10 protein-coding genes and 1 pseudogene are annotated in these 12,071 nt (G+C 73.6%); 7 read left to right on the forward strand and 4 right to left on the reverse strand.

What is annotated here, in order from left to right:
* The first annotated feature begins 69 nt into the window (after nt 1-69).
* Together CYQ11_RS04535 and CYQ11_RS04540 are read left to right on the forward strand one after the other, a co-directional pair.
* The gene (locus CYQ11_RS04535; RefSeq protein ID WP_181143579.1) at nt 70-3,666 is read left to right on the forward strand and encodes a CHAT domain-containing tetratricopeptide repeat protein; all 3,597 of its coding nucleotides are present in this window, start codon (nt 70-72) and stop codon (nt 3,664-3,666) included.
* On the forward strand, nt 3,663-4,022 hold the full coding sequence (locus CYQ11_RS04540) for a hypothetical protein (RefSeq protein ID WP_240003130.1): 360 nt from the start codon (nt 3,663-3,665) through the stop codon (nt 4,020-4,022). The genes CYQ11_RS04535 and CYQ11_RS04540 overlap by 4 nt, the downstream gene beginning before the upstream one ends.
* A gap of 183 nt (nt 4,023-4,205) precedes the next feature.
* On the opposite strand, the gene CYQ11_RS04545 is transcribed toward CYQ11_RS04540, so the two are convergent.
* The 3 genes from CYQ11_RS04545 to CYQ11_RS04555 form a co-directional block, all read right to left on the reverse strand.
* The gene (locus CYQ11_RS04545; protein ID WP_099197574.1) at nt 4,206-4,535 is read right to left on the reverse strand and encodes a hypothetical protein; all 330 of its coding nucleotides are present in this window, start codon (nt 4,533-4,535) and stop codon (nt 4,206-4,208) included.
* Between the two features lie 655 nt (nt 4,536-5,190).
* Entirely contained in the window at nt 5,191-5,763 is a 573-nt protein-coding gene (locus CYQ11_RS30755) for a helix-turn-helix domain-containing protein (RefSeq protein ID WP_338105366.1), read from the reverse strand.
* 20 nt (nt 5,764-5,783) lie between these two features.
* Nucleotides 5,784-6,422: an HAD family hydrolase gene (locus CYQ11_RS04555; protein ID WP_099197575.1), complete on the reverse strand. Its 639-nt coding sequence runs from the start codon at nt 6,420-6,422 to the stop codon at nt 5,784-5,786.
* Between the two features lie 213 nt (nt 6,423-6,635).
* Here CYQ11_RS04555 and dhaL point away from each other — a divergent pair.
* From dhaL to CYQ11_RS04565, 3 genes and pseudogenes are all read left to right on the forward strand, one after another.
* Nucleotides 6,636-7,247 (forward strand): annotated as a pseudogene (dhaL, locus tag CYQ11_RS30180) (dihydroxyacetone kinase subunit DhaL); the annotation flags it as partial.
* A gap of 51 nt (nt 7,248-7,298) precedes the next feature.
* The gene (locus tag CYQ11_RS30185; protein ID WP_243469297.1) at nt 7,299-7,721 is read left to right on the forward strand and encodes a PTS-dependent dihydroxyacetone kinase phosphotransferase subunit DhaM; all 423 of its coding nucleotides are present in this window, start codon (nt 7,299-7,301) and stop codon (nt 7,719-7,721) included.
* Between the two features lie 117 nt (nt 7,722-7,838).
* Nucleotides 7,839-8,978 carry a PP2C family protein-serine/threonine phosphatase gene (locus tag CYQ11_RS04565; protein WP_099197576.1) on the forward strand — a complete coding sequence of 380 codons (1,140 nt, stop codon included), beginning with the start codon at nt 7,839-7,841 and terminating at the stop codon, nt 8,976-8,978.
* Here CYQ11_RS04565 and CYQ11_RS04570 read toward each other — a convergent pair.
* Nucleotides 8,968-9,705, reverse strand: coding sequence for a PIG-L deacetylase family protein (locus CYQ11_RS04570; protein ID WP_099197577.1), 738 nt, complete (start codon nt 9,703-9,705; stop codon nt 8,968-8,970). The two genes, CYQ11_RS04565 and CYQ11_RS04570, sit on opposite strands and share 11 nt — an antisense overlap.
* Before the next feature lie 226 nt (nt 9,706-9,931).
* On the opposite strand from CYQ11_RS04570, the gene CYQ11_RS04575 reads away from it, so the two are divergent.
* Complete coding sequence (locus CYQ11_RS04575; RefSeq protein WP_099197578.1) at nt 9,932-10,993, forward strand: ABC transporter substrate-binding protein; 1,062 nt, start codon at nt 9,932-9,934, stop codon at nt 10,991-10,993.
* Nucleotides 10,994-12,067 (forward strand): FecCD family ABC transporter permease, encoded by a 1,074-nt coding sequence (locus tag CYQ11_RS04580; RefSeq protein ID WP_099197579.1) that lies wholly within the window; start codon nt 10,994-10,996, stop codon nt 12,065-12,067.
* Nucleotides 12,068-12,071: the final 4 nt, after the last annotated feature.

Genomic DNA, 12,071 nt, shown 5'->3' on the forward strand with positions numbered 1-12,071 from the left:
CCGTACCCGGCGTAGGTATGTTCGCCTGAACGGGTTGCGATGACGCTTCGAAGGGGGCTCGGGCGCACGATGGTGGACCGGTTACTGGTTGATCTCGACGCGACGGGGCGTGCGTCCGTCTCGACGTGGCTGGACGGGGAACTGCCCGCTCCCGCGGGCGAGCCGGTCGTGCTCAACTGGCCGCTGGACTCCGACGACCTGGAGGACCTGCGCTGGTACCTGGAGGACTACCTGCGGGCACCGTTCGGGGTGTACGAGGACCGTGGCTGCCGGATCGCCGACCGCCTGCCGTCCTGGGGACGGGTCATGTTCACCGCCCTGTTCGGGTCGGGACCCGCCCGCGACGCCTACGTACGCGTCCGCACCCGGGCCACCCACCCTGGTTCCGCCGAGATCGTGCTGCGGTCCTCGGCGCCGGCCTGGCTGGGGCTGCCGTGGGAGCTCCTGTGCGATCCGCGCCTGCCCACGCCGCTGGCGCTGGACGGGATGGGGCTGAGCCGCGCCCTGCCGGCCCACCTCGGGGAGGCGTTCGAGGTCGGCGGCCACCGGCTGCGCGTGCTGATGGTGATCTCCCGGCCCGACGGCGCACACGACGTGGGCTACCGGATGATCGCCCGCCCGCTGTTGCGCCGTCTGGAGGCCGTGCGCGGCCGGGTGGACGTGGAGGTGCTGCGTCCGCCCACGCTGGAGGCGCTGGTGGAGCGGTTGCGGGAGGCGCGCGAGGCCGGGACGCCTTTCCAGATCGTGCACTTCGACGGCCACGGGACCCTGGCGGAGGAGGGCGTGCTCGTCTTCGAGAAGCCGGGCGGCGGCGCGGACCACGTCCCGGCAGGCCGGATCGCCCGGGTGCTGGCGGACGCGCGGGTACCGGTCGTGGTGCTCAACGCCTGCCAGTCCGGGGCCGTCGGCAAACAGCTGGAGGCGGCCGTGGCCACCCGCCTGCTGGCCGGCGGTGCCTCGGCGGTGGTGGCCATGGCGTACAGCGTGTACGCGGTGGCCGCGGCCGAGTTCGTGACGGCCTTCTACGAGCGCCTCTTCGTCGGCGACACGATCGGGGAAGCGGTGCGCGCGGGCCGGGCGCAGATGGCCCGGCGGCCGGAGCGGCCCAGTCCCAAGGGTGAGCTCCCGCTGGCGGACTGGGCCATTCCGGTGCACTACCTGCGCCGTGAGGTCCGGTTCCCCGAGCTGAGGGCCGAGCCCACGGCCGCCCGCTCGGGACTGTCCCTGGAGGACGCACTGGACCGGCTGCGTGAACGCGGCCCCGGTGCGGCGGACGACCCTCTGTCCCCCGAGGGGGAGTTCGTCGGCCGCGACGGCCTGTTCCACACCCTGGAGACCGCGGCCCGCGCCCGGCGCGTGGTCGTCCTGCACGGCCCCGGGGGAACCGGGAAGACCGAGCTGGCCAAGGCGTTCGGCCGCTGGTGGCGCGACACGGGCGGTGTCGAGCGGCCGGAGTGGGTGATCTGGCACTCCTTCGAGCCCGGTGTCGCCTCGTTCGGCCTGGACGGTGTGGTCGCGCAGATCGGTCTGCGGGTCTTCGGCGCGGACTTCGCCCGTCAACCGCCGGACGTCCGCCGCGAGCTGGTGCGCGACCTGCTGCGCGAGCACCGGCTGCTGATGGTCTGGGACAACTTCGAGTCGGTCGCGTCCATGCCGGACCCCGCCGCGGCCACTCCCCCGCTGGACGACACCGGGCGCGGCGAGCTCAAGGACTTCCTCGCCGAGGTCGCCGCCGGCGGTCGCAGCGTGATCCTGGTGACCAGCCGCACGCCCGAGCACTGGCTGGGGGACCTGCGGCGCGTCGCCGTCGGCGGCCTGTCCCCCGACGAGGCCGTCGAGTACGCCGACCACGTCCTGCGACCGTTCCCCGCCGCAGCGCCCCGGCGCGCGGACCGCGCCTTCGCCGAGCTGCTGGAATGGCTGCACGGCCATCCCCTGAGCATGCGACTGATCCTGCCCCACCTGGACACCACCGACGCGGGTGCGCTCCTGGCGGGCCTGCGCGGCGGCGCGGCCCTGCCCGCACCACCCGGCGGCGACCGCACCACGTCCCTGCCGGCCAGCATCAGCTACTCGCTGGCCCATCTGGATCCGGTGCAGCGCCGGCTGCTGGCGGCGGTGAGCCTGTTCCACGGTGTGGCGGACGCCATACTGCTGAACATCTTCTCCGGACGCGAACAGGTCCCCCACCGGTTCCGGGGCGTCGACACGAACGGGTGGACAGCGGTACTGGACCGGGCGGCCCAGCTGGGGCTGCTGACCGAGCTGGACTGGGGCCTGTACGGCATCCACCCCGCGCTGCCCTCCTATCTCGCCAGTCAGTGGCAGGCCGACGACCCCGACGGCTACGAGTCGCAACGCGCCCAGGCCGAACGGGCCCTGCTGGCGGCATGGATCAACTACGCCGAGGCACTACGGAAAGCGACACGGAGCGCAACCGCCAAGCACAGCTACCACATCATCAACCTGCACCGCAGCGCCATGGGCCACTTCCTGGGGTACGCCCTGGACAACAGACTCTGGGCCCACGCCAGGCTCATCATCCAACCGCTTCTCCTCTACTGGCACCACAACGGACTGCCCGAGGAGGCGGACGCATGGACAGACCGTTCCCGGCTCGCTCTGGAGGACCCGGACGGCACTCCTCCCCCGCTCGGCGACCACGCCGGGGACCTGTGGCTCGCCCTCATGTCCGCGCAGGCGGGCAGGATGCAGCTCGCCGACCGGTTCGACGCCGCCGAAGCCGCCTACGCCGACATCCTCAGGATGCTTCAATCCCATCCGGACCCTCCTCGGCCACGTCTCGCGACGGTCTACAGCGAGTTGGGCAGGGCGGCTCAGAGACAGGGCCGGTGGGACGAGGCCGAGCGATGGTTCAGCGCGTCCCTGGCCGTCTGGCGGGAATTGGACGACCGGGAAGGCGCGGCCCGCTCGTACCACCGGCTCGGCGACGTGGCGATGGCGCGGAGCCACTGGGACGAGGCTGAGCGGTGCTTCCGCCAGTCCCTCCTCCTCGAAGAGGAGGGGGGAGAGGCGCACCACGCGGCAACGTTGTGCGGTGCTCTCGGCCGGGTGGCCGACGCGCGAGGGCGATGGGATGAGGCCGAGCACTGGTTTCGCCGCTATCTGGCCATCGCGACGGACCTCAGGGACAACCACGCCACGGCCGACGCCTGCCGCCAGATCGGCACGTTCGAGCAGGGCCGGGGGCGTTGGGAGGAAGCCGGGCCATGGCTCCAGCGCACCCTCGCCCTTCAGCGGGACATGAACGAACGGCCCGGCGTAGCCCTCACATGCGGCCAGCTCGGTCTGGGGGCGCATGCCATGGGGCGGCTGGACGAGGCCGAGCAGTGGTACGTCCAGGCCTTGGCCATCGTGGAAGCGCTCGAGGACAGGCCCGGCATGTCGAGGACCTACGGACAGCTGGGTCTGCTCGCCGAGAACCGCGGCAAGGCCGGTGAGGCCCTGGAATGGACGGTCCGTTCATTGACCCTCTCCGGCCGGCTACCACAGCCGGGCAACCCGCGCATCCGCGTGCTGGCGCGCCTGACCACGAAACTCGGCATCGAGGCGCTGGAACGCTGTTGGCAGCGGGTCTCCGGGGCCCGGTTGCCGGCGGCGGTCCGGGAGCAGATCGAGACATTCGGTTCCGAGGAGGATGGATGAGCGAGCAGCCACCGGTGACGGACAGCCCCGCCGCACGGGGAGCACGCGCGGCGGCCCGGCGCCTGGCCGCCGCGCACGGCCCCCGGCTGGAAGCCGACGTCGAGGCGGCACTGCACGCGAGAGGGCCGGCCCAGTACGCCGATCCGGCCTCGCTCGGTTCCCTGATCGTCAGCGCGGCCGCGCTGGCCTGGACGGTCTACCAGGACCTGCGGGCCAGGACCGAACGGCCCGCACGGGCTGTGGTCACGCGCCGGGTGCGGCTCGAACTGCCGGCGGACGGCCGGACGTCCGGGGACGAACGGGACGGGATCATCGCCGTCGTCGTGGACGAGGTCGTCACGGACGCCGAGGAGTAGGCCGAGCCGCGTCACCCTCCGCCGTCCCGCGACGCGGATGCCCGCACGAGCAGTCACACCGCAGCCGCTCCACGGGCGCCTCGTACGCGGGCGCGCCCACGCGGCGGATGTCGACGTCGCCGTGACAGACGGCGTGCTGGCCGAGCCGGCACTCGGCGGTGGTGTACGCGTCGGAGGGCCTCGTCACCGGCACGACGCCACCGCCTCCAGCGCTTCGCGCAGGTCCTCCGGGTGCGTGAACGACCCGTTCCGCGCCGGCACGAGCCACACACGGTCCCGTACGTACCGGGTGGGCGGCGGCACGTGCAGCTCGTGCCCGACGGGAAGGAGGGTGACTCCCCCGGTGCCGAGGAGGCGGTAGCCGGTCCCGAGGGGCAGCAGCCACCAGGTGGCTCTGGCGGCCCGCGCGAGCAGACACGGCCCGACGGGCCGCCCTCGCTCGTGCAGCCGCGCGAGGGCGGCGCGGGCCGGTTCGAGGTCGACGCGGGCCAGGTCCCAGAGCTGCCCTGCCACCAATGGTGGGCGTACGTGCTGCTGTCGCCGATGCTCGATCACGGCGGCTCCCTTCTGTGCGACTGCCGTGTCAGCACAGAGACTGGCCCCGGCCAAGTGCCGCAAGTACCCCGGCGAGGGGTACCTCGCCGCCTCATCTCGTGGCGCGGCACCACTCTGCGAAGCTCGTCAGGCTCTCCGCGTCGGACCGCTTCAACCTGCGCAAGGTGGCGGCGTCCTCTCGCACCCACCGGTGCTCACGCGTGTGCTGGGGCGCGATACGGCGGGCAGCTTGCAGCGACGCGAAGGACGCATCGGGCCGACCGGCCCACAGTAGGGCGCGCGCCAGTTCGATGTAGTACCCCGAGCGACGCTCTTGCGGCAGGCAGTCCGGCGGGGTCCAGTTCCGGGCCGCAGCGAGAGCCTGGTGTACGTGGTCACCGCCGAGGCTGACTGCGACGCTCACCTCGTGGATGCGTACGGAAGCGGGTCCGAACGCCGTGCCGTGGTAGATGCCTTCGGGTACGCGTGTGCGCGCGCGGCGGCGCTCTGCACCGATTCCGGCGCAGGGGCGGCGTCAAGGGCCTGCTCCAGCGCGCGCAACCCAGGGCCGTGGGCCCGCGCGGCGAAGTACGTCTCGGTCCGCACGTAAGCTACGGCGGCCTCCAGGAGCGGATCACCTGTCTGCGTGACGGCCCAGCGCATGAGGTCGACGAGGCGGGCCGACAGATCCCGGGCCCCGTACTTGTAAGCGACCGCGTCGGCCGTTCGGCAGGCGGACACAAGCAGCATTGCCACGAGCGGGCGTTGTGCGGGGGGGGACGAGCTGGCGCGAACGGGAGAGTTCTTCGAGCAGCGCGGGCAGTCTGCGGGTGATGCGCACGTACTGCGCGCTCAGCCGCCAAGCCACGGACTCCTCGACTGCTGTGCGAAGTTCCTGAACGGGACGGACAGGGCCGTCGTCCGGCAGGTCGTAGGTCGCGATGGCGGCGGACAGACCGGGCATGGCGGCGTGAACCCGGTCGTCCGCCTGGTCTTGTCGCGGGAGGAGCTGCGCGGGGTCGACGCCGAGAGCCGCCGCGACCGAGTCAAGAACGTCGTCCCCGATGCCCCGTTCGCCCTGCTCGATCTTGCGCAGCGTGCCGAGCGCGATGTGAGCGGCGTTGGCAAGCTGCCGCTGCGTCAAGCGGGCGACACGTCGCTGATATGCGATGCGCCTGCCCACGTCTGTGACCGATGGCACCGTCATGCTCACTCCGTTCGGGGTGTTTACCGTACGAGCAAGCCCGCGAGTTCGGTCAGGGACTGGACACGCCAGTCCGCCGTCCTCGCTTCCGGGCTGTCGGCCCACAAGTGACCGTAGGGCCCACGACGGATGTGAACGGTCCGTAGCCCCGCCGCGGCCGCCGGTACGACGTCGTTCTGCGGGTGGTCGCCGACATACGCGATCCGGGTCGGCGCCGCGCCGGCAAGGGCGATCACCCTTGCGAAGAACGCCGGGTCGGGCTTGGCCACGCCCCACTCGCCGGATGTCGCGACGGCGTGCGCGGGCAGATCGAGGGCGGCCAGCAGCTCCCCGGCACGGCGGGTCTGGTTGCCCGCGATGATGACGCGCAGGCCGGAGTCACGCATCGCGGTCAACGCCGGGCGCACGTCCGGGTAGAGGTCGCTCTCGTCGAGCATCTCTCCGTGCCCCGCGGCCTCGCGCGCACGGTATTCGGCGCCGATGTCGACGCCCGGGCGGGCCAGCCGGAGGGCGTCGGCGTTGTCGCGCCCCTGGGCGACCACGGCGCCGACGAGCGCGGAGAGCGTATGCCGGGGCACTCCCAGCCAGTCCGCCCATCGCTGCCAGCCACGGTCGTCGCGGATCAGCGTTTCACCGACGTCGAACACCACTGCCTCGATCATGTGGCTGAGCCTACGGAATGGGCGGCGGGTCCGACGCCGACTCCGCCCCGCACGTCCCCGCAGGGCAGTTGGAGCCCCCGAGTGCCCCGGCCCGCCCACCCAGCCGCTCACCCGGCACCAGCACCGCACGCCCCACTACGCTGTGCCCCGCACACGCGTACCAAGCGCATCGCAGCGCGCGTCCCGTGACGAGGAGCACCGCACATGACCGTCATGCTCGACCTGGACTTCTTCCGCCGCTTCCTGGACCGCGCCACCCGTGTCATCGTCGCCGCGGCTCCCCGGCTGACCGATCTCGACGCCGCCATCGGGGACGCCGACCACGGCGCCAACCTCAAGCGGGGGTTCACCTCGGCCGCCGCCACCGTGGCCGACGAACCGCCCGCAACCCCCGGGGCGTTGCTCACCGCCGTCGGCGTGCACCTGACCAACACCGTCGGCGGCGCGTCGGGGCCGCTCTACGGGACCGTGCTGCGCCGCATGGGCAAGGTGCTCGGCGAGGACGAAGTCGTCGAGCCGGAGACCCTGGGGCGGGCGTTGGCCGCCGCCGTGGCGAGCGTGCGGCGGCTCGGGGACTCGGCGCCCGGGGACAAGACGATGGTCGACGCACTCCAGCCGGCCGCCGACGCGTACGCCGCCGCCCTGGCGGAGGGTGACGTGACCGCCGCCCTCGACGCCGCCGCGCGCGCGGCGCGCGAGGGGGCCGAGGCGACGGTCCCGCTGCTGGCCCGGCGCGGGCGCGCCAGCTACCTGGGCGAGCGCAGCATCGGCCACCAGGACCCGGGCGCCGCCTCCAGTGCCCTGCTGGTCACCGCGCTGTACGAGGCGACGGACCCCCGGTTGTGTGCCGTCGAACCGGAGCCGGCGGAGCCGGCGGTGAGTGCCGAGGTCGCCGAGGAGCCCCCGGCCCTCGTCGGGCTCGTCCTCGTCTCGCACAGCCGCGACGTCGCCGAGTCCACCGCCGCCCTCGCGCGCGCCCTGGTCGGCGGGGGCGAGCCGGCGCCGGTGGCGGCGGCGGGCGGGGTGCCCGGCGGGGGGATCGGTACGAGCGCGGAGTTGGTCCGCGCGGCCGTGCGCGACGTGGACCGGGGGGCGGGCGTGGTCGTGTTGTGCGACATGGGCAGCGCGGTACTGACCGTCAAGGCGCTGCGGGCGGAGAAGGAGTTCGCCGAGGTGCGGATCGCGGACGCCCCGTTCGTGGAGGGCGCGGTGGCGGCCCTGGTGACCGCCTCGGCGGGGGGCGACCTCGCGGCCGTCCTCGCGGCGGCGGACGACGCGCGGGCGTACCGCAAGCTCTGACCGGCGAAACCGAACACATACGTGGCCGACACGGGAGCGAACGGCACGCATTCGCGGCGAAAGTCTGGAAATGTCTACGTGTCCATTTCCCCTTTCCGGCGCGGAGGTACCGCCGCGGTGTCGCGCAGACTGCCCCTTGCGCTCGTCCTCGCCTATCTCGCGGCCGTGGTGTGCATCGACCTGATGACCCCGGCCTACCTGCGGCTGGACGTGTACGCCGCCCTCGCCCCGGTGACGGCCGCCGCTATCTGCACCTATCGGCAGACGGTGTTCGTGGGCATCGCCGACTTCCTGCTGATGGCGGCCCACCACGGGGTGATGCCGGGCGAGGCGTCGCTCGTCAACCGCGTCGGGGCGGTGCTGGGCAACCTCCTCATCGTCGGCGCCAGCATCGTGATGGCCCGGCTGCGGCGCGACGGCGAGGCGCTCCTGGAGCGGGTGCGGGCCACCGGCGAGGCCGCCCAGCGGGCGCTGCTGCGGCCGCTGCCCCTGCGCACGCACTCCGTGGTCGTGGACGGCTTCTACGTGTCCTCGCAGCGGGAGGCGCTCATCGGCGGCGACATCTACGAGGTCGTCGACACCCCCTACGGCACCCGGGTGCTGATCGGTGACGTGCGGGGCAAGGGGCTCGGCACGCTGGGGGCGGGGGCGGCGGTGCTCACGGCGTTCCGGGAGGCGGCCTACCACCGGCGGGACCTGGGCAGCGGGGTGGTGGCGATGGAGCAGGGGCTCCACCGCTACCACCGGTCGGCGGAGTACCAGGAGCGGGCCCGCAACGGGCACGCGGCGGAGGAGTTCGTGACGGCGCTGGTCCTCGGCACGGAGGAGGACCCGGCGGCGTCGGCCGGGGCGCCCGGCCGGATCCCCGTGGTGTTCGTCGACTGCGGGCACCCGGCGCCCTTCCTGATCGGCGCCGACGGCGGGGTGCGGGAGCTGCAGACGGAGGAGCCGGGGCTGCCGCTGGGGCTCGGCGATCTGGTGGACCAGCCGCGGCCGGTCCAGCGCGTCGTCCTGCCCCCGGACAGCCGGGTGCTGGCCTGCACGGACGGCGTGACCGAGGCGCGGGCACCGGACGGCGGCTTCTATCCGCTCGCCGAACGGCTGGACGCCTGGGCCGCCCTGCCCACCCCCGAGCTGCTGGGGAGGCTGCGCGCCGACCTCGCCGCGCACACCGGCGGCCGGCTCCAGGACGACGTGGCGGTGCTGGTGGTGGAGCGGGCGTCCGGTCCCCCGGCCCGGCCGGAGGTCAGCGGTTGAGCAGCAGCTCGAAGGCCACGCCCGGCCGGCCGCCGAAGCGCCCGGCGACCGCCGTCGTCTGCCCCTCCAGGAAGGTCCGGCAGTACGTCTCCGGGTCCTGGTCGGTCAGCGCCTCGATGTAGCTGCGGTGGCACAGCAGGGACCGCACGGCCCGTTCCAGTCCGGCGGCGGCGTCCACGGCGTGGGTGGGCCGCGGGGAGCCGGCGACGGCCACGTACCGCACGCCCGTCCAGGGCATCAGGCCGTCGTCGACCAGGTCGGGGAAGATCCAGCGGTTGCCCGCGTCGGCGACGGCGTCGATGGCGGCCCGGCCGACGGCCCGGTGGTCGGGGGTGTTCCAGTACGTGCCGCCGGGCCAGGTGTCGTGGTGGTTGAGGGTCAGCACCAGCTCGGGGCGGTGCCGCCGGATCGCGGCGGCGAACTCGCGGCGCAGCGCGGTGCCGTACTCGACGACCCCGTCGGTGTGCCCCAGGAACTCGACGCTCTCGACACCCACGGCCGCGGCGCTGGCCCGCTGCTCGGCCTCGCGCAGGGGCGCGGCCTCGGCGGGCGTGACGGTGTCGATGCCGGCCTCCCCGAACGTGGCGAGCAGGTACGCGCACTCCCGGCCGGCGTCCGTCCAGGTGGCGACGGCGGCGGAGGCCCCGTATTCGAGGTCGTCGGGGTGGGCCACGATGGCGAGGGCGCGCTGCCAGTCGGTGGGCATCTCGGCGAGCTGGTCGGTCATGGCTGCTGTCTCCTTCGCTGCGGGTCCGCGCGGCGCGCGGGTGGCTTTCGGACGGTGAGCGAGCGGCTCGCGGGCGGTGGGCCCCGGGGCAGCGTATGCGTGGGCGGTCGTTCCGTTTCACTCTTCTTCGCGACACGCGGGAACCGGGTGGACGCGCGGTCCGACTATCTGGTCCGGGCCCTCTCCGGTGGGTCCGTGTGATGTCGAGCTTTCGGGAGATTGTGTGATGCGCCCTCGTGCGTGGTGCGGTGTGCTGGCCGCTGTGGCCCTGGCGGCGACGGCTTGTGGCGGCGGTGGGACGGAGAAGGCCGACGACGCGGGCGCGAGCGCGGGCTCCCGGGCCGGCTTCCCCGTGACCGTCGGCGACTGCACGGGGGCGAAGACCACGTTCGACTCCGCGCCGCGCCGCATCGTCACCAGCAACGCCGCGGGCCTGGAGCTGCTGATGTGGCTGGGCGCGGGCGACAAGGTCGTGGGCACGGGCTTCCCGCCGGGCAGCGGCGTGCTGCCCGGCCAGTACGCGGAGAGCGGGGCGAAGGTGCCGGTGCTCGGCAAGACCGTGATCCCCAAGGAGAAGCTGCTCGGCTCGGGCGCGGACCTGTACGTCGACTCGTTCTCCTCCATGAAGAACATGGGCAAGATGGGCGACGCCCCGACGGCCGAGGAGTTCAAGGCGGCCGGCATCAAGCACGTCTTCCTCAAGTCGACCGCCTGCGCGTCGATGAGCAAGGCCCCGCGCACCGACCTGTCGGGCGTGGAGGCCGACGTCGAGGAGATGGGCAGGATCACCGGCACCTCGCAGCGGGCCGCCGAGCTGGTCGCCGCCATGCGCAAGAAGACCGGCGAGGTGCGGGACGCGCTCAAGGACGTGCCCGCCGACAAGCGGCCCACCTACTTCCTCTTCGACTACGACGCCGGCACCAAGCAGCCGATGGCCGTCTGCAACCGCCAGGTCGCCAACGCGGTGATCACCCAGGCCGGCGGCCGGAACGTCTTCGCCGACTGCGACGGCGACTTCAAGCCGGTCGGCTGGGAGGACGTCGTGGCCAAGAACCCCGACTGGATCCAGCTGGCCGTGCGCAACCGCGGCAGCGAGGACGCCGACCGCAAGGCCTTCGAGGAGGCCGAGAAGTTCCTGCGCGAGTTCCCCGCGACCGCCGGCCTGGACGCCGTCAAGGAGGGCCGCTTCCTGCGCGTCGCCTCCGAGCGCACCACCATCGGCGGGGTGCGCTCCGCGGACACGGTGCGGGAGATCGCGCACGCGCTGCACCCGGACCGGGTCAAGTAGGTGGCGGCCCTCGCCACCGCGAAGAGGGGCGACGACCGCGAGGCGGGCGTCCGCACGGTGCGGGCCGGCTGGGCCTGCGCCGCGCTGGGCGCCGCCCTGCTGGTGGCGCTGGTCGCCTCCGTGTGCCTGGGCTCGACATCGGTCGAGCCCGGCGAGGTGTGGTCGGCGGTGCTGCGCGGCGTCACCGGCCGGGAGCCCGCGCCCGGCACGCAGGATCTGATCGTGTGGCGGCTGCGGGTGCCGCGCGCCCTGCTGGCGGCCCTGGTGGGCGCGGGGCTGGGCCTGGTCGGCACGGCCACCCAGGCGCTGGTGCGCAATCCGCTGGGGGACCCCTATCTGCTGGGCGTCTCCAGCGGGGCGTCGCTGGGCGCGGTCGCGGCGATCGTGCTGGGCGCGAGCGCGGGCGGGGCGCTGGGCCTGGGGCTGTCGGCGGCCGCGTTCGCCGGGGCGCTGCTGTCCTTCGCGCTGGTGTGGACGTTCGCCCGGCGCGCGGGAGACTTCTCGCCGCTGCGGCTGGTGCTGGCGGGGGTGGGCATCGGGCAGTTCCTGTCGGGCTTCACCCACTACCTGGTGCTCCAGGCCGGTGACGAACAGCAGACGCACGGGGCGCTGTTCTGGATGATGGGCTCCCTCGGCGGCGCCCAGTGGGACACGCTCACCCTGCCCGCGGTGGCGGTGCTGCTGGGGCTGGCGGCCCTGCTGGCCCGTTCCCGGGCGCTGAACGCGATGCTGATGGGCGACGAGACCGCCGCCAGCCTGGGCGTGGACGTGGGCCGGCTGCGGCGCGAGCTGTTCGTCGTCACCAGCCTGCTCACCGGGGTGCTGGTGGCCGTCTCGGGGGCCATCGGCTTCGTGGGGCTGATGGTGCCGCACGCCTGCCGGATGGTGGTGGGCGGCGACCACCGCCGGCTGCTGCCGGTGGCCGCGCTGTTCGGGGCGCTGCTGCTGGTGGTCGTCGACCTGCTGGCCCGTACCGCGCTGCCGGACCAGGAGCTGCCGGTGGGCGTGGTGACCGCACTGATCGGTGCGCCGACGCTGCTGTATCTGCTGGACCGCCGCCTGGAGAGGTCGTAGGGGT

The sequence above is a fragment of the Streptomyces cinnamoneus genome (assembly GCF_002939475.1).
Lineage (GTDB): Bacteria > Actinomycetota > Actinomycetes > Streptomycetales > Streptomycetaceae > Streptomyces > Streptomyces cinnamoneus_A.